Raw genomic sequence first — 24,449 nt, 5'->3', positions numbered from 1 at the left:
GGCTGGAAGGGCAATGGGAATAGCTTTTTTTCTGGATGGATATCTGACAATTGTAAGTATCAGAGAAATGAGGAAGGTAGTAGATAGTAGAGATATTAGACCGATCCTTCGATTAAAGGTCATTTTTCTCATGGCTTTCGATATCCTTATTTTCAAGAGTTTTCCAACGCGTGATTAACACCGCGTGCGGATTGTTCTCCGATCGCATCTCGAGATCCTTGAGGTAACCTTCTGTAACCAGAGAGCGAATCAGGGAGGAACTTCTTCGATCAATTTTTTGCTTCCCATAATACCTGAAGTACTTTCTGGCAGGATCAAGAATGATCGAATCTGTACGAATGGTCAGTACCGCGCTGGAAGAAAGAATCGAATTGAAGTATCCTTTCTCTCTAAGATTATTGTACTGAAGTGCACCGCTCTCATCCACCATATACATTGCTTGTTTCATTTGGTATTCAATGTATTTATCGTCTGGACTTAAAGAAAAAAATAAGGTATGAAAGCGTTGAACATGTGCTTTGTATTCGGCAGGTCGGTTCACTTCTACATCTGTTTGAGCAGCCATTACAGGGATATTGGCACCGTCCAGAACATAAATACTTTTGCGGGCGAGTGTTACCTGTTTCCACGCAAAGAAACATGCTATGGCTGCAACCAAAACAGCGCAAATAAAACTACCGGCCGACAGCCAAGCAGCCAGCCGGATCTTTGCTTCAATATTTCGTATGATCATAAGTTCGCTTAAAGACCGTTTACAATGGTTGTAATGGATGAAAGTCGTCTTCCCACGGTTGATGCAGCTGAACTAACACCAGATGTAGAGACCACCCATGTTGAGATACTGGGAACTGTCAGCATGCATAATCCACTGATTATAAAAGATACGACCACAATCCCAAAGCTTAGCATGCCATTGGTAGCAAAGACAGCTATCTTCTCCATCGCCTCATCACCTTGCAGCAGTTCTTTGTACCTGGATATCTCCATTTCCATAGCAAATTGCTGAAGTAGCGAGGAAACGTAAAGGACCAGATAAGCTATGCCGGTGTAAAGGTTGACGGAAATAAAGCGTGCAATCCATGTTTTAAAGGATTCACGGAATGCCGGGAGTATGCTAATCGCTACGGCGAAAGGTCCGAGAATGACCAAGATCGTCGAAAAGACTACCTGGAAGAGGAAAACGATATAAACGCAAATTCTAAGGAACCATAGTGCAAGTGTTTCCACAAGTGAGGTGATCAGTAACTGAAAACTTACCTGCATCCTGTTTCGCAGTTCAACAATAGGATTCCAAACCTCGGAGAATCCTTCCTTAACAGAAGATTTGACAGATTCCCAGGCGTTTTCGTACCAGGTATCTGCCTCTTTTTTTGCCGTCTCTGTTTCAGCCTGAACCTTCATAAGCTGATTGCCCAGTTCAGCAACCAATTGCGCTCGCTCCAGGCGAAGGTTGTCCACTTCAAGCTGTCCTCCCTCAAAAAGCTCTTCGGTTTTAGTAGCGATCAGGTCGGTTGGAAAAGCAGCAAGTTTTATAAAATTTCCCCACCAGAGGATCACCATTGAAAGCGCAAAGGGGCGCAAGAGTGGCATCACTTCGAGTTTGCTGTCGCCGGCAATCATTTCCCAGCTTTTCATTCCAAAGAAAAGGAGCATGAAAATACAGGAAAGGGCTTGCGCATCTGCAATAAATGTATCGAAGTGAGTCCACACCGTTTCACGCAACAGATGTAGGAAATGCATCATACCATCCTCATAAACACCACTTCCTTGTAAGAAATGATAAGTGTCTTTGAAAGAATCCGGCACTGTTGATACGGCTAATAGATTTCCCATCGCTATAGTTTAGAGTTTAGTAAAATGGACTCGGCAATATCTTTATCAGAACGTCCTTCCTTCCTAACTGGAATTGCCTTTTTTCTTAAGGTGTCACGTTTCTCTTTCAGCCTTAAGTAATAAGTTACCCGCTGTCGTTTAGAGCTCCATGTTGCTTCAAGTACCTCCATATCCATAAGAATTCTCTGACAGGCTAGTGTTCTGGAGCCTCTATCCAGGATTGTATTTCTTGCGATCTTTAGCCGTTCCCTGATAGCTTCTCGTTCATCCATGTACCATTTAAGTAAGCCAGAGCTGATCAGGTATGTCTTCTCCTTTTCAGCTAACCCCTGTAATGGATCTGCCTTTTCCTCAAGCACCCTGAATTCTTTCTGGTAATACAGTAACCAAAGAGGATCTGCCGCGGCAGCAAAAGGTGAATAATTAAGCGCTTCGGAAACAGCGACATTAGCCAGGGTATCTGACTCGGTAAGATACTTGTTCGACGAGTTTTCTAGAGCCAGTACCAAACCAAGGCGAAGCGTTTGAGGACCCGAAGGACCTAAAGGCCGTTTGTCTGATTTAGGATAATCTGGATGCAGTCCCCAGGTCAGCCAGTAATTCGGATTTAGTCCTAGAAAACCCTTTTTAGGACTAAATTTTGAGCGGTCCCACTGGTAATATACCATGCGCTCCTGCTGGTGGGTAATATGAATATCCCGAATAGGAGTTTGGCTAAAAGTGGCTATGCTAAGTAAAAGAAAGCTGCATAACGTCAGCCATGTTTTTCTTCTTTTCATTTTAGTAGTCTTGTTTTTATAATGATCTGTTTAATTAATACTTTATCTCGATTGATAAAATTTCGGTAGGGATTGAGACTCCGGAACACCCCGTTAACTTTGGCCCAGTACATACTTCTTGAAATGCTATAAAGTAGTGAACGAATCACCTTTAGTTCGAGGATGACTTTCCTTAGGAGTGCGTCACGTTTTTCAAAATCCATATATACATCACTGCCTTCCTTTAGAATAAAGCTCCCGGTTTCAGTTGCGAGTTTTAGCCCGCGATCCTTCAGGTAGCGAGCGCTTTCTTCAGCAAAAAGCAGCAGGGTCGGATTTCCTTGGGCAAGTTCCAATACTTCTCTGCTTTCAGTGATTATTTCCGAAGTGACCTCTCCTATCTGGATAACTGACATTCCGCTCTTCAAAGCTGCATCAACTTGAGTCAGCGACTTATGTATAAGGTTTTGCACCAAAATGACTGCATTGAGATTGAGCTGGATATCACTTATATCCTCCTGAACCTTTTTGAGCGATGATTGATGTTTGACCTCTGCCAGTTCACGGAAGGAACTATTGAGTATTACTCGTTTGAAATGTTCCGCATCATATACGGTTGCTTGGGCCCACAGCAATTCCGGAATAAGCAGGGTTAAAAACAGAATGAGTCTTTTCTTCATAGTCTATCCCTTAATTACTTTATCCTTTCGACAATATCTCCTGCAAGACGCCGATCCTGAGTGATCAAATCAGGAAGACTGGAACTTCGCCGGAAACCTTGTTTGGATAAGGCCATTTCTAGTCCCTTGCTGTCTGCTGCAATTCTCTTCAACCTGGAAAGGGCGTGATTAAAAAGAATATTCCGGTCAGAGGGTCTCATCTGGTTAAGGTCTCCGACTGTCAGACACAGTCCATACAGGAAATTCAACAGCAACATAGCCTCTCCGAGCATCTCTTCTTCTACAACAAGAGCCAGCGGCAACAAGACAGGATTGTCTCTTGCCTTCTGCAGGATAGCGTCCTGAGAATTATAAATATCCTGTACAACAGGCCAGGCATCCGGGGCAATTCCAGCAGTAGAAACAAGTAGTGTGGCGATATGAAAGCGTTCCTTAATCTCCCGGTATTTACCCTTGAGCTTCTCCATTTTTGAGCGGTTAACTTCCTCCTGTGCTGAAACGAGCCCCTGTCTGTTTCTGGCAGTCTGCTGCCTACTGAACTCTGACTTGTTTTCGGCAACCAACTGATGCAGTAATTGAACATTCAGTTGAGCATTTGCCTTGCTCATGGTTATTAAAACAAGTACGGGAATAATGAAGTACTTCATCTTTTCAATAATTTAGAGTTCCTTAAAATATTATCAGCGAGATTCTTATCCATATTAATGTAACGAGCATAGGGATTGATAGAATTCCAAATCCCCCTGCGTTTTGCCCAGTACATGGTTCTTTGCATCCCATAAGCTACGCCCCTTAATATCATTAGCTCTCTGGATATTTTGTTAAGCACACGAGAGCGTTCGCCGGAGTCCATCAAATTGTTTTTTCCACCTGTTAGGGCGAAAGATCCCACTTCCGCCGCCAGAGCTGTTCCCCTGCGTTTAAATTCCCGTGCCCCTTCCTCCGCGAACAGTAGTAAAAGAGGATCTTCCCGACCAAGAGCAAGTGCCTTTTCAGCATTGCTGATAATATCTGCACTAGCCTCGGCAATATCTTTTACCGCGAGAAGATTTCGCATAACTGCTGCCACTTCAGACAAGCCTTTATAAATATTGGATTGAAGTTCATTAACGATTACAAGCTGCCCTGTGACCGCCAACTGAGCCTTTTGGATAAGAGTAAGGCGTTCGTTGGTCTTCTCCAGCTGGCTATTTATAATAGCTGAGTGAGCGGCCGTTGCTCCTGCGACTGCAGGATCTACATAGATCTGTGTACTTCCCCGGATTGATAGCAGTAACCCGAGGAAAACTAATAGATGTTTAAGCATAGGTAGATTTAGTAGTTATTCTGTTTATCTTGAAGCAATTGTTTAACGAAAGCGGAGAGACTTAAACCAGATTGAGTAAGATCGCTTACAAAAGCATCCAGACCTTTGCGGTAATCCCTAAAGCGATTTACGTAATGCTCCACTGCTGTTTTCTCGGGCTTTTCTGTTGTATAGACCAGGTACTGATGCAGGCTAACCTCAACACCGTAAACCTCACCAGAGCTTCCTCGCCGGATGTAGACCTCTTTAAACCTCGACCGTCCTTCCCTATTATCAAGCTGGTTAATTGTGAAGATCTTCTTCTTCTCTGTTTCGCTAATGGCCAGAAGGCGTGCTATTTCATCATAGTTATCCCGAAATTTTGATTGATCCAGCAGACAAACGGTATCAGAGTTCGCTAGAATACTTTCCTTGACGACAGGATTACCGAGAATATCACCGAGTTCTTGTGTTACAACTATCGCCTCTCCCCAAAACTTGCGAACGGTCTTGTATAAGTAAAGCAGGTAGGTTGACATAAGTGGGCTGGCAATTGCCTTCCAGGCTTCCTCACAGATCAAGACCTTGCGCCTTTCCCTGCGATGTCGCATTTTCTGAATGAAAACATCCATAATAATCAGGGTTACAATAGGAAAAAGAACACGGTTCTCTTTGATCGCGTCAATTTCAAAAACTATAAAGGGCGCAGAAAACAGGGAGCTGTCGGCTGCTTCATTCAGGATCTGCCCAAATTCGCCGTCCTTGTAAAACTTTTTTAGAACATATCTAAATTCATCAAGGTCGAAAGGGATCCGCTCTTCCTTTTTAATAACTGGTATTCGCTTAAGGCAATAGTCGTAGAAGCTATTAAAACCTAATTCCGGAATACTGCCGCCACCAAGAAACCAGGAAGCATAGTAACCGCTGACCACTGAAGCAATTACATCTCTTTCTACAGTGGTTAATACTCCTTCTGCTCCTTTCCAAAGCAAGCCGATGAGCGTACATAGAAAGTCTTTCTTTTCAATATTATACTCACCCCGATCGATCAGAAAGGGATTCATCGTGATAGGTTTGTCTTCTTTCCAGGTAATATATTTCCCATTGAAATAAGCATTCAAGCCCGAATATGAATCGCCTGTGTCTACAATCACTACATCCATATTATAGCTACTGTATTGCTCTACCATTGCATTCATAAAGAAGCTCTTTCCAGAACCAGAGGGGCCTAATACAAACTTATTCCGGTTATTGATACGGTTCTGTTGCATGGGTAAATCGGCAGGATCGATACCAATAGGGATACCTTGACGGTCTGTAAAGTGAAGAAGAAAATCTGAATGTTCATCTTTCATCAGGGCCTCCTTATAGAACAGACAGGCAGCCGCTTCAGCAGTAGTAAGAAAGGAATCATAAGACTTCAATGCAGCTGCGTTCCCTGGCAGCGAAGCACGAAAAAGTTCGAGTTGATTGTATGCTCCTGAAGAAGAGATTATACCAGCATTAAACAACTCGGAACCGATAAAATTCGCTGCTTTAGCAATGTCTTCGGAAGTTGCGCAAACCAGGATCGAAAAATGAGCGTTCACCAACAAACGATTCTCCCGAGCTACTTCATCCATTAGCCTGGAAATATCCTCTACGCAGAGCTTATTAGCAGGATCTGGAACACTGGAATGCCGTTTCTTTTTAAGTTCCAGTTTGCGAAGTAAACTCTGCTGCTGTGGAAGCTCCAGTACTTGATTATATAAAATCCAGGCTGCCGAGGGAACCTCCGACAGAAAAGAAAAATTATCAGCAGGAAAATCTACTAATGCTTTATTGTTCTTCTTGAAAGAAAAAGGAGAAACCTGAATTGGCAGATCAAGGGTTTCACTATCAGCAAGTACGATTGTTTGCAACTCCCTATTTGAGGACTTCAACCCGTTAGAACTCGCCCGAATATTATCAAAACCAGGAACATCTGCTGAAGGATCCATCGCGACAATTCCTCGGAGGTAATCATCAATTTCCTTTTTATCCATTCGCCTAGGCTTCCAGCCAGAACGGTGCAACATATCAAAGGCTTTTTCTCCAATCCTGACCGTAGTATCCAGAACCTCCTGATTCCAGGTATAGAAAGCGTTTCTTTTAACGGCACGGGTAATGATGAGGTAAGTATGGAGATCGAAATATTTTCGTCCCTGAAAATGCTGGCTATAATGCTGCTGCAAATAGTCTTTGTGTACCTTTGATTGAAATTCACGCCGGATAAAAAGATCCTGCTTCTGGAGGATATAACCTTCCCCCAAAATTTTTATCACCCCCATCAACACTTGATGAAATGCCTGATAAGCCTGTGCATCTGCAGAGAGACAGAGGACTGGATTCTCTATTTTAAGCAGTAGAGAGAAATCGCCTCTTTCGGTATAAAGTATATTCCAATCCTGGTAGTCATCAATGCCAACATAAGGCAGTTTAAATACTTTATTCATAGTGATAAGTAATTTTTAAACGGACTTCCCGTACGTATACTCCATATTCTTTGTTTTTAGGATGAAGACCTCTTTTCTGTTGAAGGAATGTTAAGGTAAGCCCGAGAGCAAATAATGTGAGGATTAGAAAGCAGCCCAGATATACATTTACCATTGAAGCAACCAGACACCCAAAAACAAGGGCTATAGCAAGAGAAGCTATAGCCCAATAAATGAACTTTCCTTTTAATCCCCGATATACAAGGGGCTGACTAAGCCCCTTATATAAAGGATAGTGATGGATCATACTCCAAAAAATGCTTTAATGATTTGGGAGACCAGTGCCAGAAACAGGCAGCTTCCACCCCATGACATGATCTCCTTGTTAATGTTCTGATCACCGGAGTTCCATTTAACAAAGACGATTACACCACCCACAAGACCCACAACTCCACCTATGATTAATATCAGATCAGAGAGAGGATCAACGTAGGATGACAGTTCAGAAGAAGCAGCATTAATGCCGGTACTTCCTCCCTGTGCAAAGGTGTTGGCAGATAATAAAATAGCCAGTACAGGCAAAAGCGCCCGTTTTGAGAAGCAGTTTTTCATAATAAAAAGTGTTTGGTAAATGAAGGGTTGATTATTGACTAGTAAGGAATTGATCGCGTTTCCTCGATCATTCCTGCATGTAATAGTGAGTAAAGTTCTTGCAGGTCAACTCCTGCAGGTGATTGCACTTCCAAATTTGGCAGGACTTCTGTATCGGTGATATCAAGTGAAAGGTCAGGACTGTTCGGAACCGGGGGGCTTAGTTCAACTAATATAGGTTCGGACGTGTCTGCAATAAAAAGCAAATCCTCGTCAAGATCCCCCCTTCCCGGTCGTTGCTGTCGGATGATATCCCATCCAAAGTTGGCGGAATAATACAGGAGATAAGTGCCGGTAACACCAATTAAAAATTCGTTCCAGTTCATAGTTTTTTATTTAAAGATTCTTTGATGTATGTGCCTAATTCGGGATTGTCGCTGAAGTAGCGGTCAAGGCAAAACGAGATGAAACGGTTCAAATCGATTCCTCGCAAGGTTTTCAACTGCCGCATCATGAAGAGGCTTTTGTCATTCAGCCGTACCAGCACCTTCTCATTCCCCTCTAATGGATGTTCCTGGATTTGACCGAGCAGCCTTTCCAGATCGGGGTTGAGCCCGGCGGTCGTCTTTTTTTTGCCCTTCCCGTTTCCGCGCATACTCTCCCGTAGCTCGTCTGCAAGGCTTTTTATTTCATTCATATTTGAGGATATAAGATTCGTAGATCAAGTCAAGGATGGGGTTAACGACAGGATAAAGAATCTCCGGAGTATTTACTGTACTGATGCGTTGGAAATCTATTCTATCAGATATACCAGGACAAACGTGTCCAAATTTGGAAAGTACTCTATCGACTTCAGTACGGGTTTCATATTTCACTGTATTCTTTATCCTGTTGGGGATAAAAAGGAGTTGCGCTTTCGGGTTTATCTTCCTGAATACCATAGCAAAGAGGACAGTAGAATCAACTGAAAAGGCATCGTAAGAAAATGGAGATAGTACCAGCCTGGTAGAATTGAAGACGGGTATAAGTCCATTATCGTTAATTAGCCCGGGAAGGTCAATTAAAACAACTCTGTCACCTGATTTTTCTAATACCGGTTTAATTGAGGCGAACTGGCTTAAAGAAGCTGGAAGTACTTCATAAGGAGGGTCTCCGGACAGGATCTTTGCTTTTTCCGCTTTCGACATTAAAGATTGCTGATAATCCATATCTACGACAATTACATGTCTTTGCCTTCTTTGCGTGAGGTAATTGGCTAAAAGCAAGCATAGCGTACTTTTACCTGCCCCGCCCTTCTGGTTTCCAAGTAAAATGATCATGTTAAATATTATCTAAAGTCTATTCCTTCCTAGCTTGCCCCTTCTTCTTTTTGCATTCAAAGCTTCATCGTCCTGGTCGATCGAGATATTTAATCCAGAGTACAATGGGATTCTGGTAATCTCTCCATTCCTATTTTCAAGCAGAGGGGATTCTGCCTCAATTGGCCAGGTATCAGTTGGTAATTGTTCCGGGTTTGAGACATTTTTTGCTGCAGAGGGAGAATCAGTAAATTCAGCAAGAGACACAATCTCGCTTCCTTTGAATACCTGTTTCCCCTTATGATCAATGATGGTATATCCATAAGCTGGAGTGCCATGAAAAATCGTTTCGAGAAAAAATCGGGTAGATATAAATTCCGCTAACGCGTTTGGATTATCAAAACGATCCTGATACTTATGAATAAGTGCCCGGATTTGCATTATTCTTCCCGTATCCTTTTCTCGTTCTGCAATCCGCTGATTCACCTGAGAAAGCTTTACCTGACCCTCTTCTCCTGCTGACCTGAAAACCTTGAAATGATCTTTTTCCGCCTGTATTGAATACCCTTTGCCTTCCAAAATCAGCTTCCACTGGGCAAGCGTAGAAAAGTGATAACTAAGCGACTCTGCTATATCTTTTTCCACTTTCGTTTTCAGATCGGTACCATTGATTTCACCGAGCACTCTATAGGCTTTCAGTCTTTCATGCGAGTCTGAGACTTTCTTTCCATCGAGACCAACACGGGTTGAAACCATATGAATATGATTATTGGCGGTGTCTTTATGAAAAATAAGCATATAAGGGTTCTCTCCATAGCCCATTCCCTTTAGCCATTTATCTGCAATTTCGGCAAGTTCTTCCCTTGAGTTCGTCCTGCCTTTACAGGATATAACGGCGTGAAACTGGGGAGACCTGACCCGTGTATTAAGAGAAGCAATGGAACGGAAATAGTTAATGTAGTCTTGTGGACGCAGGTTAGCCATTCCCTCTAATGGACCAAAATTTACTGCTTTAATCAGCTCACCTTTGTCTCTTTCAATCTTTCGGGTGTTGTATTTTACACCGCTGAAATCAGCAGAGCTTCCAAGAATTTTAACAATCATCGCGTGTTTAATACACGAAGCAGTTGACGCAGTAACCGATCTAACTCGCCTTGCAGTTTGATATAATTGCCAAAAAGCTCCTCGAAATCCTTTATTATTTCATCTGATAAGACGCCCATTTTACTCATTACATTGGCATGCTTTGCTAACTGATTTATATTGTTTCCTACTCTTCCGATCTCACCTCCAAGCAAGTGAAGAAGTCGTAGTAGTTCCTTCGCGTTTATAAAGACAGCATTGGTGTTGTGAAACAATCTCTTTCGAATGAGATCGGTCCTGTTAATCCCAAGCTCTTTCTCCAATGCAAGCAAGGCCTGAAACTCTTGCTCATTCAACCGGACTTTTATAACCCTGTCTCGCAATTGTTTCTTTTCTGCCATGATCATTGATTTGAAAATTCAGCTCTTCAAGACAAAAGGAGTTGCAACTTTTGTCCCCCCTGCTAAAGGGCAAGTTTTTGTGGCCACAAAAGCACAACTTGCAGTTACAAAAACAAAAACGAAGCTATTAGTAAAGCTGTCGATTCAAGCCTTTCTACAAACCTCGAACCTTCCTTTGCAAAAGAAGAATTAAAGCTTAAGAGTATTTCAGAGCATATTGATGAGATCTTCCCGGAAACTTATATTCCGATATCTTCTGATCTAAATAAATTAATATCTAAAAAGCTGTATATCCATTGATTTGAATATATATATGCTGATGTATTTCTAAACATCCGGATTTAAAATGATCCCATTATCCAGATAGTTCAATATTCAGATAGCATCTATTTATAAATCCCGATATCGGTTAATCCGTATATCCTGATGATTATATATCTGGATAGAACTTATCTCACTATCTGGACAGGTAGAAGTTATCAATCTGGATAAGTAAGTTCTTAGATATATTTCGATATAGATAAGTTCACAGCGGGATAACCAGATGCTTCGATATCAGGATATACCAGCTAACGACGAAAAGGAACTTTGATCCTCTCGAAAAAACCTGGAGGTTCCTGCAAAAGCTGCTGCTTCTGTTTTTCCTCGGCGATGTGTTTCTCATTATAGTCATGGTAGCCAATGTAAGCCGAAGATCGATCAACGGCATTTGGATGAGCTTCCGTAAAAGCCTTGTTTGCGGCTCTTCCTGCTTTGTCAAGATCGAAGTATAAGTTGATAAGTTTGTAAGTTCTAGCCCGTTTTATGGCAGCGTCGAGAAACCCGACTCCGTTTAAAATAATCGTACTGTCCTTCTCTTCCGGGCTGTCTTTCTTCCAACTCAAGTAATCCATAAACCCTTCAAATACAGAAAGTTTATTTTTATCTCTTTCAATAACGGTTAATCCCTTTCGGCCCAGACAACCCTTGAAATGCTTGGTCCTAACTTCCCATCCCCCGTTCTCATTTTGCCAACCAGCAGCCTGGAAATGCTTGCGGAACTTTTTCTCATCTTCTACATAATAAAAGATCTCGCGCAAACACCCTTTGCCTTCCTCAAAGATTCCCCGCGCCTTTAGGTAAGACGCAATTGGACCATCGAACGGAAGCTCGCCAATATGTTCAATCTTATAATTAGGCAATTTTACAGCTAGTCTGGGTTTCTCCAGTTTCGGACGAAGTGGTTCGGTGGCAATCATATCCGCCGCACATACTTCAGCGATCTTTTGCAGAACTTCAGGAAAGGTTAAACGGGGCCAGTAAGCGAGACCGAAATCAATAATGTTCCCTCCCTTACCTGTGCCGTGATCGAACCAGACATTTAACTCTCCATTTACACAGAAGGAAGGAGAAGTATCGCACTCACGGAGCATTGAGATATACAAAAGTTCCTTTCCGTAATGTCGCTTCGGCTCGTAGCCAAGACGTGTTAATAGATCGACCAGGGAGACCTCGTCCCTGATTTCAGCTGCACTAATATTTTTCATAGGATCGATGTAGCGGGACGCTGCCCTATAAAAACAGAAAAGGGGCTTGCGCCCCCTCTCCCAACCGGGATTACCCACGTAGGTATCTACATACCCGCCAAAACTGGCTGCCTATGGTTCATCAACTGCGGGAAGAACACCTACTTGTAGGTACTCCTGCTGCGCTGACTGCACTGTAATTTCCGGCTCCTCACCGAAAATGCTTCATCCCTCGAAGTCAAAGAACTCCGGGCTTGCCCCGGCTGATGGGACAAAGTTGATGGTAAGAAAATGGGAATTGGGGGTGGATTGAGGGGTGATACCTTAAATAATTTTGAAAGATTATTTAGACTTCCGTCTATTACAGTCGAGGTGATACTGGTAGGTTTTGAATTATTATGAAGCTAGCTCATGACTTGCCAGCATTGAATAATCAAACTAGTCATAACGACAAGCCAACAAAAAATCCCTTCCAAGAGCTGATACAGTAATAGTGTTTATGGTTAAACTGTACGTTTTAACTTCCTGAATAAGTCTTAAGCGAAGTAAATTATCGATAATTATATCACAATTGTTTATAGCAGGGGCAAAACTCTTAATTTGTAATGCTCTAAAATTAGAGGTATTCTGTTCGATAATTATGCCTCCATCAGAATTTTTGTAAGTGCAGCATTCGTCAAATATAAGCTCAAACACCTCTGCTTCTAACCTTGTAAGCTGACTAAGGATATGAGTAAAAAGCGTTGTATTTATTTTACTATCTTCTGATACAGTGTTTGCAATTAACGCCGCCCATTTGTCCTGCAAAGATTCATCTTCTTCAATTGACGACTCCTCAAGCATTGGCGTGAGGATTTTTAATGCAACTTTTCTTGTTCGAACTCCATGTTTTTTCAAGTGTTGCTCCGCTGCTGCCAATATTTTTACTTGATTTTTGAATCGCCATAGCTTGACGTTATCAGTTAATAATAATCCCAGTTTTTCAATAGGAGGCGTGATGACTTTTTGAAGAAAATACTTAGCCCCTTCAGCTAACGTATCAAGTGCTTTAACTTTAATCTCCATTCGTTTAAAAATCTTGTTCTTGATTTAATTCTATATAATAAAGGTATTCAGAAATTCGGTCCAAGCTTTGATGTATCTCAGTGAAACGACTAATAAAATTTTCCAGATCAACTTCTACATTTCCGATCTCATCAACATAAAAATGATTTACGTATTTTTCACTGAAAGGATACCTTGAAAAGTCCATTTTATCTTCTTTTGGGGTTGCATTTGTCTTTTCAAATAGTTCCTCAATATATAGGGATAGTCCAAGTGTGCTTTCAGTAAAATCCTTTAAAGAAAGACCTCCACCATAAGACTTGATTTTTGACCGGACTGTTGCGTAAATTTGACGAATGTTATGCTTTCCCTCTATCTTTAATTCCTCTCCCATCTTTTTGTTTAACATCCACATTATCGCCTTTAAATACAACTCGATACTGTGATTTGCATTAGTTAAAATAGGAAAAATAAGAATATCAGCGACTTTTTCTCTGTTATTTGTTAATGCGAAATTTGAAAGCTCGATAGCTGATTTCATAAAGCCATCAGCAATATTTACCATATTTAAAATATCGCTGTATTGCTCAATTCGCCAGTTAAGAAAAGCTATTTTATTATAATCTTCATTTCTTGAAAATATCGGCTGCATCGTCAAAAATTATTATTTAAATTACCCTTAAATGTAAAGAATTTACACATCTCAGCATGTGTCTTATTTTACTATACCCAAGTTCTAAAATCTCAGAAATTTCAAAAAATCGATCAAAAATAGGGCTTATAGTAGCCCTTCATCAGCAAATGAAAAATAATCAAACATGGTCAAGATTATATGGTCAAGAACTGATATTTCTAATAGGTTAGCTCCATCCTTTAATTTCCTCGTGAGATTGATATCCGCTTGAGACGGCTTAAGATTTCCTGACGGGTGATTATGGCATAAGATTATAGAGCTGGCGCTAGCTTTTAAAGCCGCTGCAAAGATAAGTTTTGGGTCAGCAACAGTTCCTGCTGTACCTCCTTTTGATACTGAATAAATTCCGATTACTCTGTTTCCACGATTTAGAAACATAGCTTTAAACTCTTCCTGGTATTCAATTAAGTCTTGATCCCAAGCTTTTCTAAAGATGTTCATGCACTCGTTAGAGCTATTGACTTGTAGTCTATCTTTAGCTTTTATCCGTGGGCAGTAGGATATTCTTACTTCTGCTACCTGGAATAATTCGTTTGTTACTTGATGCTTTTTCATAATTGGATTCTTTAAAGTTTGAAATGAATTAATTATGTGCATCGCTGAGCTTTCAGGTCTCACTAAGGTCAAGGTGGAGATTCGAAAAATGCGGAGGCTCCCGAAGGGATACCCATTTTTTGAATACTACCTTGGCGTAGCGTAACCGTGTGAGTACTGGAAGCTAAATTAGTGTAGAATTAATGAGAGAAACCCTTGGGTCTACGTGAAATTAGGGTCTTAAAATGCCTTATATTTTACAGGCTAAGCGGACGTGATCTTCGCAAAAATTGTATATTTCTGTCCCGGTAAAAAGCATTAGGATAAAGAACACAAGTACCACTCATGCTATGAAATTATTTAAAGATCCTGAAAGTATATTTAGTATAATGATTCCAACCTCTTGGACTTACAATGAGAAAAAAGAATTAGGCAGAGAAAATCTTCATCAATTTGAGGTTGTTCCTGGCACAGTTTTCCAGATTAGTGCTAATCCAGTAAATGAACGTATTGCTAATATTATAGAAGCTAATAACATCATCCCTCATGATTTTAGTCTTCCAGAAATCAGCTTCATTGAGGATTTTCAAAACACATCTTCGATGCAAGTCTATACGTGGATGGCACTTATTGTGGATAAATTTTTCCTTGCTGTTTATTACTACGACAAAAAGATCAAGGAGCAAAGGAACCATGGTTTGGATTTGTACGAAGTGCGCATGGGGCTTAGGAACCTAGTCTTTCATGGATCAGAAATTACTAATAAGAGTTGTCCTCATTTTATCTCTAACGACGAAAATTATCAAGACATCAATAATTGGCGAGATCATCCAACAAAGTATCGAAGTAATATTGCTAACGTCAAAAAGTTTAAAGTGATTGGGATATCACCCTTGAACTTGGATGTTGTCAAACTTTATGCATTACTGACACTGAAAGTTTCCCAGCAGCCGAACGGTTTCTTTGATCTTTTGAAAGTTAAAAAACCATTGGATAATACGATATGGTGGGATTTTGTACTAGAATGTAAAAAAGGCTTTATTCACATCTGGAGAACACCGTTTATTATTGAAGTCCAATATTACTTTGACGGGGAGTTTGACGTTGAACTATTTTTCAAAGACAATATCGAGCGTAATATAAAAGAGATTGAAGCGAAGATAAAAACATTTGAAAAGCATACGATTTATATCAACCATTATCAAAGCTATAGTCGTTGCGTGGAGACGCTTTGGAAAGAAATTGAGGAAATTGATTTGACGGTTCCAGAGGCGCCAGCTACCCACGTAAGTGAGCAAGCCGATATGAGTAAGTATTCATCAGCGTTGGAAGCATTTTCCGCTAATAGTGTTCGCTACCATACACTTGCGAAATCCATGGTTCTTCATGCTGCATTTAAGGTAGAGTCTTATTTAAACTTAGTAATCCGAATTGGCAGTACACCGGAATTAAAACTATATCCCGATGTATTATCTCGATTTTTAAAACTAGAATTCGCCCAACGAGTTAAAAATCTAAGATTTTACTCACTAATATTGACAGAAGACATAGATATGGGCAGTAATATCTACAGGGAGACTAAGGAGTTAATGACTTTGAGGAACAAGTATGTGCATTATGAAGAAGATGCTATCCATAACAGGATTGGAGAAATATACTATGACAGAGATTATCCATTACATCCTTTAGAAAAAAATAGGCCAGCGATTGATTCAATAATTAAAACATTTCATCAGCCGGACTTCGCCGCAGTAAAAAAGGCATATGAGACATCCGGTAAATTTATTACAATGATCGAAGACTTATTTATTCCAGAACTTAAGCAAAGTCTGCAGTTCCTGATTGAACAGAATCCAATTGGATATAATGAAACCAAAGGAATTTATTCAGCTATTAATATGCCAATGTCCCTCGATTTTTTCACAGCCAGTAAGTAATTACTACATATGGCCGAACAGAATGTCTTCCCATCTTGGGAAAATGCTAACATCATCGAATACAGTGTGTTAAAATAGAAAATCTCTTGGGATAAAACGGCAGAAGTTACTTTGTGATAAAATCCAACATGATTAAGAGACTCAAAAAAGGAAAACTTGAACGAACAATTATCTTAGCCTAAATTTTCTTTATGAGTTTAGATAAACACCTGAAACTTTTCCGCCATTATCATCAAAGTGAAGACAACACGATTTTAGAGAACAACCTGACAAGAGCATTAGCACTTTGCCTGACTCACGATAATTTATTGATGTATCGGTTTCTGGAGAAGTATCTTGAAAGGGAAGATTTGGATTTTATTGTTAATACGGGTCCCAACGAACGAAGTTTTAAAGTGGATATCCAGCAAAACACTGAAGGTTTGGTAGAGCAATGTCGAAAATTGTATGCGATTGCTCTTACTGAAGTTGCGCTTCCTTTTGATAAGTCCTTTCAATTAGCTCCAAAATTAGCTAAAAAGAACATTACTGACTTAACTATCCAAATTAACGATATTCTAATCATTTTCGAAATAAAAAGGACTCCCGAAGACTGTCGAAAGCAGTTGCATCAGCAAACCTGTATTTTCATCGAGAATGCTATTCAGCCAATTTACAGAGGAATTAGCTGGGCGGAGCTCGCTGCATTATTATTTCAGACGAAGAATTTTAATTCAATGACCAGTAGGAGTTCAATTTTCCTAGATGACTTTATTGATTTACTGCACGATAAATACTCTTCTTGGATTCCAACTACGCCGTTGAAATTTCTTACAGCGGAAAGCAAAGGGATTTACGAGAGGCTATTCTATGCAATGGGTTCTACTAGAAATGGGGAGAATTTGCTTAGGACGTATGATCGTACCGCAATGAGGTTGAATAAGCCTTGGGCAACCGAAATTATCCCTTACTTTTCAAAAACTGATCTTGTAATTCAAATTTGGCCTGGGAATACTAAAACTCAAGGCTGGCATGTATATTCTAACAAAATGCATTGGAAGTATAAGACAGAACTCGAAGTGGCTGACGAGAAATTTTCGCTTTCCGTTGTCCGAGAATATAAGCTGTGTCATTTTAATAGATTTATAGGTGGTGTAACTGCTTCTGATTCTGAGCTGCACCCAGGGAAAGAAACGCATACTTTAGAAAATTTTAAAGATATTTCAGGTTGGCACAAGCGAGAGGAATGGCTTGAATTTGAGAAATTTATGGATGAACATTTGAACAAGGATTGGCGAGGACAGGCAAAATGGGAGTCTAATTTCAAGCAATCTCAAAGAAAGTATTTAACGCTTTCTCTTGGTTTTTATTTATCTGTTTATATTCCCTTTGAGAAGTTGCAGGAATTGGATAATGGATATGACGGGCATTTGAAGGTAGCGAAGTTTTTGGATGATGTGGAAGATGCTTTTGTAAAATTAATCGAGGATGAAAAGAATGAGAATGAAGTTTACAAATTAACCTCTCTTCCTAATAGCGACCTGAATTCATCTAACAGTCTTCTCTATAGTTAAATTGGATCAGTCCCTGTGTTTCTCGGAAGCGGTTTAAAACCATTTGTTTTGTCAAAACAACTTAATGCTGTTCCGGGGATTATGGTATTATCAGTAAGTTTCTCCATTACTTTTGGTTCATTCTCAAAAGCTGTATACCAAAGACTAAAAAAACCGCATCCTTTCGCTACCAAAGCAATATTTTTAGCAAACTTATCTTCATCAAATCCAGCAAGAACTTTGGTAGATTGCAACATATCATACAAACTATTCACTAATAGCTGTGCCTCAGCACGCTTTTTCCACCGCAAATCGACAATCTTATCTCGTTCATCCACAACATGTAAATTCAACAATTTTATCGTTCTTTTTGCTTTTGTCAGCTGATTTCTTTTTAAGCCAATTGCAGGAGCAATGATACACGCCTTAGGGATTGTAGAATGTGCAATCGCAGCAAAAGGAAGATGTGTATTATGACTTTCTGGAAGATAATGAAGGGAAATATTACTTGTCTTATTTGATTTGGCTCGGTTGCATGGTCCGCATGCCAGTACCATATTATCCCAAGCTAACTTAGCCCCGGCGGGAGCTCCGGAAACAGGAACCTTTGGTACTACATGCTCAACCTGAAGAGCATGATTTATTGGCATGTTACAATAAACACAATATTCACCAATACGATCACACAGGTCAGATCTCCATTGTCCATATTCTGTAACAACTTTATCTGTGCCTGCTATTTGCGGGCACTTCCCCTTCTCTATCGGTCGCATATTATTTATTTATTACCCTTCGCCATCTTATTCAATTCCAGAAAAGCTCTTAACGCCGGATCTGATATCTCTTTTATTTCTTCATCAATTTCGCGAACGCTTACTTTCGGATCCTTTAATTTCTTTAGAACATCTCTAGAACTGTTGTATTTATCTTCATTTTCTACAGAATATTCGCTTTCAACTCGCATCACATGTGTGGAGACCTCATCAAGCGTCAAATCCTTTGGACTAATGTCACCAATGGCGTCCAGGTTAATAAGTTCGTCATTCCGCAATGACTGTACTATAAAAGGAGAATGCGTAGTAACTACAAATTGAATTTTGGGAAAAGCACTTTTGAGATCAGCGACAACATGTCGCTGCCAGTTGGGATGCAAGTGCAAATCCAATTCATCGACCATTACAATTCCCTGGCTGTTGCATATTGCATTAGATTTCAGATGAGCATTTAGCATAATGCATCGATATGCTAGTTCGGCTACCATTGCTGTCATCGTTTTCACACCATCACTTTGCAGACTTAGGGGCAAATATGGCCCTGCTTCTTCTTCGTGAATCATCCTTACTTTTAGTCTTAATTCCTGACCATCAAAGTCTAAGTCTTCTATGAAAGGTATAGCACGCTTAATAGCTTGCAAAAATGCCTTGTAAAGATCTGCACTTTCGCGTTTCTCCTTGACCATAAACCGATGGCTCTGCAACCAGCTAATGTAATTATAAGTGCCAGCCTGCATTTCATGCCAGTTGTAATATCCATATTTGAAAACCTCCCTACCATTGTATGGACCAAGGGTATTCCTTCCCGATCCATTTAACCTTTCCGTTCCAAAAAAAGCTATCACAGGGTTATCAACTTGGCTACCATGAAGATACGAAGTGTAACGGTTCTGGGCTATTGTTTTAATCTCGCCGATATCTACTTCGTTAGCAGTCGTCTTATATCTGCCTTCAGGTATTTGCCGGCACCAGGGTTTACTCAAACGCTGTCCATAGATTTCACCTTCTGCCCGAATAACTACTGGAGTGTTTTTTATAAGATGACTTCCATGATCTGTTCTTCTAATTTCATTCTCATAGATGTGGCGTTTAGGAGCGTCCGGAATACCAAGAAGGTAAGCACCAGAAGCAATTTTAAGAGCATTAAGTATGGATGATTTCCCTTTACCATTGATCCCAATTATAGCTGTGAAGCTGGGATTTAAACGGTATTCAGTCATCCCACCTATATTTCGAAAGTTCTGTATGCCGATCTTATCTATTCTCATATTTGTATTGCACGAATATAAAGATAAAAGAAAAGGGAATAGTAAACGATTTTAATGCTTCTCTTAGAAAGCACAGGCTTAAAAATTGGTCGCAATAACTTTTGTTACCGATTGAACCAGCTGGGATTGTATAATAATATGTTATTGATAAGTTTCCTATACTTTTTACCATGTCTAACATCTAACCAGTTACTACTTTGTGTTAGTCTTCAAAAGAACTAAATTTGATAATGGAAGAACTTGAAACATCTATCATAAAACTCCATGAGCGTTACGAATCACAACCATTGCTAAAGGCCCTTGTTCAACTTGCTACTCTAAATGGTTTTCCAATTGGCGCAGTTGCAGACACAGTGCTCAGTGGATATGTTAACTCAATGAAAACGAAAAAGTTAAGAACATTTTTCGACGAACTAAACAACGAGGAGGTTAAACTAAGCCCTGAGATTATAGAAAATAGTGACAATTTACATGCATTTTTTGCCACTGTTAACTATGTTAATCAAAACAGAAGTGACGTTGAAATTAAAGCATTTGCAGCCATATTGAAATCGTTATATAGGGACGAAATTAAAATAGATGAATTTGAGGAATATGAACAGATTTTGAACGAACTAACCGAAAGAGAATTTATTATTCTTTCCGTTAAATTAGAATTTGAGAAACATGCTTCTCTTAGTCAAACGGATCTTAACCCTTTGCAACTTACCTCAAGCTATTGGGAGGATTTCAAGAGTGAAATTAAGAAAAAGCTGAATATTGAGGCTGAGGAACTCAACGCTATCTTAGTTAGAATACAACGTACTGGATGTTATGCCACATTTAGAGGATACTTCGATGAGTCTGATGAGGAGATTGGAAATACTACTATAGTATTACAAAACCTTATTGGCGCGATTCAAAACAACGGTTAAGTACGGACTGGAATATAGCCTAAAAATCTAGAAGTAAGTTTGGGATGACAATGAGGAAAAGTCAAATGCACTTTATTAATGAATTGGGTAAACCTTTTATCTCTTCCTACAGTCGATAATGGCCTTCCGAGAACTGTAACCATATATAATTAACTTGCAGTTTTCCACCCAAATTACAAAGCTCAAATGTTCAGATACATCAGAGTTTAATGATATAAAGAATACCTATTCCCTTGTTAGAAAATAATATAAAGCCATTTGAGATTTACATTGAGGACATTTTTTCGAACTTTTGAAATACCGTGGAAAGACAAACTTTAAGATTATTTACAATAAATTAAGTCTAAGATTAATTTAGTTCAATTCTTTATTTCTATTGACTTTCCACCTGAAAGATATACTGAGTATATCGAAACTTTTTTTTAAAAACTGATCATAAGTTTTCTTTCGGTAAAAATTAGAAAGATATAAGCTAGATAACATTTGAAAAGAAGTGTTTGATTGCTCCATCAAACACTTGAATTTTAATTTTTACAGCTCCAACTCCTTATCAACTCGCTGCTTAATCAACTCCGTCATACGGTCCAGGAATTTTGTATAACTATCCCGCTTCCTTTCAGAAATGTCCAGCCATCTCCGGTGGGCTTTGCCTAATTTTACTTGAAATGTAGGTTCCAAGAAGCGGAAAATTTGAGAGATGTTTGCATTTCCGTGGTTTAGCTGACCGGCAAGCCAGATACCATACGCAATTTCAACAAGATTAATGGAATCTCCTGTCCATACCAGCCCTTGCTCCGAAGACTTAGTCTCCTTTTCAGACTTATCTGAATAACTTTCTAGTTGAGATAGTAGAAAGTCCTGCAAACGTTCATAAGCCATAAAACGAGCGAAGAGACTATCCGCCGGACTCGAAAAATCCCGGTCGCGGTCTATAGCATCTCTGTAAAGAAATTCAGGATCTGGCGAAGAACGAAGAAATAACAGTTTATCCATTTCCGTCAAGCCCTCTCGGTAATATTGGTAAAGGAATTTATGACGAATAAAGAAACGGTCTACAATGCGTAGCTCTTGTTTGTAGTAAGCATTAATTCTTGTTTTATCACAACGAGGCTTTTCTGCTTCGGCGGTAAAGGATTCTAAAACGTAGATCTGTTCGGCAACTATTCGGGGCTTGATAAGCTTAAAAAAGTGTATTTCGTCCTGCGTATCAGCAAAAGTCGTTGAAGCGAGAAATGTTTTTATATCGCTAAGGGCGGATCGAATCGCAGTAAGGGATGTATTTAAACGTTTCACGGATGAAATGCCCATTTCCGCAATTAAATCAAGTTCTTCTTTTAAGGTATTATAGCGATGTTCTGATTGTTCTGTTATCATAGATAGTGAAGGAATATTTATAAGCAAAGCAATTCGCCTGGACATAGGTATCCAAAGCCAAAGACTTCACTTGTTAAATTCGATAAGACTAATTTTCAGTTTGCAAATTCTCTTTTAGAGGTTCGGACGGATTCCGTAGAGATTTAGAATTGACCTGCTTAAATAGAGGCGCAGGACTTACAGCTAGGGCTATGAAATCGACGGGCACTGGTATACCCAAATAGAACCATAACTCTGCACGCCCGCGCTTTGGCAGGCGTCGCATTGTTTCTCGTTCTATTTTAAAATTACCAGTTTTGTCAATTTAGAGAATCAAGGTGACGCTTATGAGGTCAATATGTTTATATCTGTCTTTTCTTCTATACTTTGTTCATTTTTAAATTAGTTTTCAAATATACGTATGTTTACTAATTGATCAATTGAAATCAAATAGCATTGGAAATTGCGGTTAATTTTTCTCCTTCTTTTGGCCACATACTATCTAATATTATTTCAATCATTCTAATGACTTCCTGAAAGTCCTCTTTCTTATTAAGAGAAATCCCACAAACAGTACTCGCATTTATGGAGGAATGTAAAGCTAAATAGTAGATACCTCCTATCAGGAGAGCATTTAGAGCTCGAAAATTAACATGACTATTTTCAAAAGCGGATTTCATCCATTCCAGATACCTCTCTCCTTCATCTTCCCTCTTTTGACAAATGCTTTTGATGAGTTTATTTTCCTCCGAGATTTGCCAGAGCACAAACTGCTGCATCTCCTTTTTCGAAAAAACGTGTTCAAGTTGCTGCTGGAGCATTCGGATATAGAATTCTTTCAACTGATTTCCCTCCGGCTTTTTCTCCTCTTTGAGTTTCTCAAATGTGGGCAACCAAAAATCCTTTTTCGTTATGTAAGCCAAGAGCAAACCATTCCTGCTTTGATAATGGTCGTAGATTGTAGACTTAGCTACACCAGCACGCAGAGAAATCTGGTTTATACTTAATCCGGAGAAGCCTTTTTCATGCAAGATACTTTCCACTGCTTCCATAACAATTCGTAGTATCTCGTCCCGTTTCCTTCTAGTCTTCATTAGTCACTTCAACTGCTTTTAGATTAAGTTTAGCTATGGCGTACTCATATGCGTTCAACACCTGGTCAAGTTGTTCTCGAGAATGTGTTGCCATAACACTCATACGTATACGTGCATCATTAAGAGCAACTGCCGGATACATAATAGGATTGGCATATACTCCTGCATCCAGCAGCAAACCTGCCACCTTTCCTGCCAGTACCCTATCTCCTAGTTTAACTGGTAAAATGGCCGAGGCTGAGGTTCCTAAATCTAAACCCAAACCTAAAAGACCAGATCGTAGATATTCTACATTTTCCCAGAGCATGCGTTGCCAAATAGGTTCTTCATCAATTAGGTCGATCGCTTTTAAAATGCCTGCTGAAGCCGGAGTAGCTGTTACTGAGAAAAGATGCTGGCGACTCTGATACTTCAAGAAATTAACTAATTCTTTAGAACCCACGACATAGCCACCGATTTGCCCGAAAGTTTTACTGAAAGTGCCGGAAATAATATCGACCTCTTCCCAAAGATTTTTCAGTTCAATTACTCCCCTTCCAGTCGCACCTATTACGCCCGTGCCATGTGCGTCGTCCATCATTAAAAGGGCATCATAGTCTTTAACCAGTTTAACAATTTCCTTTAACGGAGCTAAATCACCATCCTGAGAATAAACGCCGTCAATTACAACCATCTTTGTCCGGTATTGATCCTTTGTCAAACGAAGGATTCTTTCCAATGCTTCCAGGTTGTTATGAGGAAACGTTTTTACGTTGGTCAGCAGACAACCCTCAATTACACTGGTATGAACTCCTGCATCAATGATGGCAATGTCTTCTTTCTTCAGTAAGCACTGAAGTGTCGCAGAATTAGCTGTATAACCGGTGGTGTAAAGAATTGCGTTTTCTCGTCGGAAAAAGCTGGCTATCTTTTTTTCTAACGCTTCATGTAAGGCAAAGTTACCGCCTATGGCTGGCGATGCTCCAGAGCCTGTTCCTAAATCCTCGATTCCCGCTATTGCCGCCTTTTTTACTTTCGGATGCTGTGTAAAACCTAGGTAGTCGTTAGACACAAGGCTAACATATGGGCGAGGAGGTTTTCCAGGAAGCTCCAGCTCTACTACCGGAGAGCAAGGACTAGATATTAAGTAACGATAATGTAACAGGCCGCGCTCCTTCAGCCTGTTAATATAATTTAAAAACAGAGCAGAACGCTCATTCACGCCAAGGCCGGGAATGTTCTCAAAATCCCTAAAGCTGGCTTTGTCAAAATCAATTTTCATTGCGGAACTTTATTTAATTAAGAGCCAAATTATATTCAGGGTAACTTGGTGGTGGTAGCTTAACAGCAAAAAAGAAAAGAAGCAATACTACCATCACCCAGATAAACTTTAAGAGGAATTGATTTTTTCAAGTTCGGTTAAATCCAAAAGATTTATTA

25 protein-coding genes are annotated in these 24,449 nt (G+C 39.9%); 3 read left to right on the top strand and 22 right to left on the bottom strand.

What is annotated here, in order from left to right:
- Window positions 1-112: 112 nt before the first annotated feature.
- From traK to J4N23_RS00115, 17 genes are all read right to left on the bottom strand, one after another.
- Entirely contained in the window at window positions 113-733 is a 621-nt protein-coding gene (traK, locus tag J4N23_RS00195) for a conjugative transposon protein TraK (protein WP_207424987.1), read from the bottom strand.
- Between the two features lie 8 nt (window positions 734-741).
- On the bottom strand, window positions 742-1,833 hold the full coding sequence (locus tag J4N23_RS00190) for a plasmid transfer protein (RefSeq protein WP_207424986.1): 1,092 nt from the start codon (window positions 1,831-1,833) through the stop codon (window positions 742-744).
- Window positions 1,834-1,835: 2 nt separating this feature from the next.
- Window positions 1,836-2,612 (bottom strand): hypothetical protein, encoded by a 777-nt coding sequence (locus J4N23_RS00185; protein ID WP_207424985.1) that lies wholly within the window; start codon window positions 2,610-2,612, stop codon window positions 1,836-1,838.
- Window positions 2,609-3,271 carry a hypothetical protein gene (locus tag J4N23_RS00180; protein WP_207424984.1) on the bottom strand — a complete coding sequence of 221 codons (663 nt, stop codon included), beginning with the start codon at window positions 3,269-3,271 and terminating at the stop codon, window positions 2,609-2,611. The genes J4N23_RS00185 and J4N23_RS00180 overlap by 4 nt, the downstream gene beginning before the upstream one ends.
- A 14-nt stretch (window positions 3,272-3,285) precedes the next feature.
- Window positions 3,286-3,918 (bottom strand): hypothetical protein, encoded by a 633-nt coding sequence (locus tag J4N23_RS00175; protein ID WP_207424983.1) that lies wholly within the window; start codon window positions 3,916-3,918, stop codon window positions 3,286-3,288.
- On the bottom strand, window positions 3,915-4,577 hold the full coding sequence (locus J4N23_RS00170) for a hypothetical protein (RefSeq protein WP_207424982.1): 663 nt from the start codon (window positions 4,575-4,577) through the stop codon (window positions 3,915-3,917). The genes J4N23_RS00175 and J4N23_RS00170 overlap by 4 nt, the downstream gene beginning before the upstream one ends.
- Window positions 4,578-4,585: 8 nt before the next feature.
- Complete coding sequence (locus tag J4N23_RS00165) at window positions 4,586-7,030, bottom strand: TraG family conjugative transposon ATPase (protein ID WP_207424981.1); 2,445 nt, start codon at window positions 7,028-7,030, stop codon at window positions 4,586-4,588.
- A 282-nt stretch (window positions 7,031-7,312) separates the two neighbouring features.
- Window positions 7,313-7,621, bottom strand: coding sequence for a DUF4134 family protein (locus J4N23_RS00160; RefSeq protein ID WP_207424980.1), 309 nt, complete (start codon window positions 7,619-7,621; stop codon window positions 7,313-7,315).
- 38 nt (window positions 7,622-7,659) lie between these two features.
- Complete coding sequence (locus J4N23_RS00155) at window positions 7,660-7,986, bottom strand: hypothetical protein (RefSeq protein WP_207424979.1); 327 nt, start codon at window positions 7,984-7,986, stop codon at window positions 7,660-7,662.
- The gene (locus tag J4N23_RS00150; protein WP_207424978.1) at window positions 7,983-8,297 is read right to left on the bottom strand and encodes a hypothetical protein; all 315 of its coding nucleotides are present in this window, start codon (window positions 8,295-8,297) and stop codon (window positions 7,983-7,985) included. Before J4N23_RS00150 ends, J4N23_RS00155 begins: the two co-directional genes overlap by 4 nt.
- On the bottom strand, window positions 8,290-8,919 hold the full coding sequence (locus tag J4N23_RS00145) for a ParA family protein (RefSeq protein ID WP_207424977.1): 630 nt from the start codon (window positions 8,917-8,919) through the stop codon (window positions 8,290-8,292). Before J4N23_RS00145 ends, J4N23_RS00150 begins: the two co-directional genes overlap by 8 nt.
- Window positions 8,920-8,931: 12 nt before the next feature.
- A complete protein-coding gene (locus tag J4N23_RS00140; RefSeq protein ID WP_207424976.1) occupies window positions 8,932-10,002 on the bottom strand; it encodes a relaxase/mobilization nuclease domain-containing protein in 1,071 nt (356 codons plus the stop codon).
- Window positions 9,999-10,382 carry a plasmid mobilization relaxosome protein MobC gene (gene mobC, locus J4N23_RS00135; RefSeq protein ID WP_207424975.1) on the bottom strand — a complete coding sequence of 128 codons (384 nt, stop codon included), beginning with the start codon at window positions 10,380-10,382 and terminating at the stop codon, window positions 9,999-10,001. The genes J4N23_RS00140 and mobC overlap by 4 nt, the downstream gene beginning before the upstream one ends.
- A gap of 569 nt (window positions 10,383-10,951) precedes the next feature.
- A complete protein-coding gene (locus tag J4N23_RS00130) occupies window positions 10,952-11,908 on the bottom strand; it encodes a toprim domain-containing protein (RefSeq protein WP_207424974.1) in 957 nt (318 codons plus the stop codon).
- 417 nt (window positions 11,909-12,325) lie between these two features.
- Complete coding sequence (locus tag J4N23_RS00125) at window positions 12,326-12,952, bottom strand: Abi-alpha family protein (protein WP_207424973.1); 627 nt, start codon at window positions 12,950-12,952, stop codon at window positions 12,326-12,328.
- Window positions 12,953-12,956: 4 nt separating this feature from the next.
- A complete protein-coding gene (locus J4N23_RS00120; protein WP_207424972.1) occupies window positions 12,957-13,583 on the bottom strand; it encodes a hypothetical protein in 627 nt (208 codons plus the stop codon).
- Between the two features lie 126 nt (window positions 13,584-13,709).
- A complete protein-coding gene (locus tag J4N23_RS00115; protein ID WP_207424971.1) occupies window positions 13,710-14,180 on the bottom strand; it encodes a JAB domain-containing protein in 471 nt (156 codons plus the stop codon).
- A 329-nt stretch (window positions 14,181-14,509) separates the two neighbouring features.
- Here J4N23_RS00115 and J4N23_RS00110 point away from each other — a divergent pair, with 329 nt between their 5' ends.
- Window positions 14,510-16,096, top strand: a complete 1,587-nt coding sequence (locus tag J4N23_RS00110) for a hypothetical protein (protein ID WP_207424970.1) — start codon at window positions 14,510-14,512, stop codon at window positions 16,094-16,096.
- A 191-nt stretch (window positions 16,097-16,287) separates the two neighbouring features.
- The gene (locus tag J4N23_RS00105; RefSeq protein WP_207424969.1) at window positions 16,288-17,649 is read left to right on the top strand and encodes a hypothetical protein; all 1,362 of its coding nucleotides are present in this window, start codon (window positions 16,288-16,290) and stop codon (window positions 17,647-17,649) included.
- On the opposite strand, the gene J4N23_RS00100 is transcribed toward J4N23_RS00105, so the two are convergent.
- Together J4N23_RS00100 and J4N23_RS00095 are read right to left on the bottom strand one after the other, a co-directional pair.
- A complete protein-coding gene (locus J4N23_RS00100) occupies window positions 17,646-18,401 on the bottom strand; it encodes an HNH endonuclease (RefSeq protein WP_207424968.1) in 756 nt (251 codons plus the stop codon). The genes J4N23_RS00105 and J4N23_RS00100 overlap by 4 nt on opposite strands.
- A gap of 5 nt (window positions 18,402-18,406) precedes the next feature.
- Complete coding sequence (locus J4N23_RS00095) at window positions 18,407-19,669, bottom strand: AAA family ATPase (RefSeq protein WP_207424967.1); 1,263 nt, start codon at window positions 19,667-19,669, stop codon at window positions 18,407-18,409.
- Window positions 19,670-19,899: 230 nt separating this feature from the next.
- Here J4N23_RS00095 and J4N23_RS00090 point away from each other — a divergent pair, with 230 nt between their 5' ends.
- Complete coding sequence (locus J4N23_RS00090) at window positions 19,900-20,583, top strand: hypothetical protein (RefSeq protein ID WP_207424966.1); 684 nt, start codon at window positions 19,900-19,902, stop codon at window positions 20,581-20,583.
- A 531-nt stretch (window positions 20,584-21,114) separates the two neighbouring features.
- Here the strand turns inward: J4N23_RS00090 and J4N23_RS00085 are convergent.
- From J4N23_RS00085 to J4N23_RS00075, 3 genes are all read right to left on the bottom strand, one after another.
- Window positions 21,115-21,957 carry an RteC domain-containing protein gene (locus J4N23_RS00085; protein ID WP_207424965.1) on the bottom strand — a complete coding sequence of 281 codons (843 nt, stop codon included), beginning with the start codon at window positions 21,955-21,957 and terminating at the stop codon, window positions 21,115-21,117.
- 425 nt (window positions 21,958-22,382) lie between these two features.
- Window positions 22,383-23,030, bottom strand: a complete 648-nt coding sequence (locus J4N23_RS00080) for a TetR/AcrR family transcriptional regulator (RefSeq protein ID WP_207424964.1) — start codon at window positions 23,028-23,030, stop codon at window positions 22,383-22,385.
- The gene (locus J4N23_RS00075) at window positions 23,020-24,291 is read right to left on the bottom strand and encodes an aminotransferase class I/II-fold pyridoxal phosphate-dependent enzyme (protein WP_207424963.1); all 1,272 of its coding nucleotides are present in this window, start codon (window positions 24,289-24,291) and stop codon (window positions 23,020-23,022) included. Before J4N23_RS00075 ends, J4N23_RS00080 begins: the two co-directional genes overlap by 11 nt.
- Window positions 24,292-24,449 lie beyond the last annotated feature (158 nt).

Origin of the sequence: Pedobacter sp. SYSU D00535 (genome assembly GCF_017355855.1) — a bacterium.
Lineage (GTDB): Bacteria > Bacteroidota > Bacteroidia > Sphingobacteriales > Sphingobacteriaceae > Desertivirga.
This window is presented reverse-complemented; position numbering and strand designations above follow the sequence as displayed.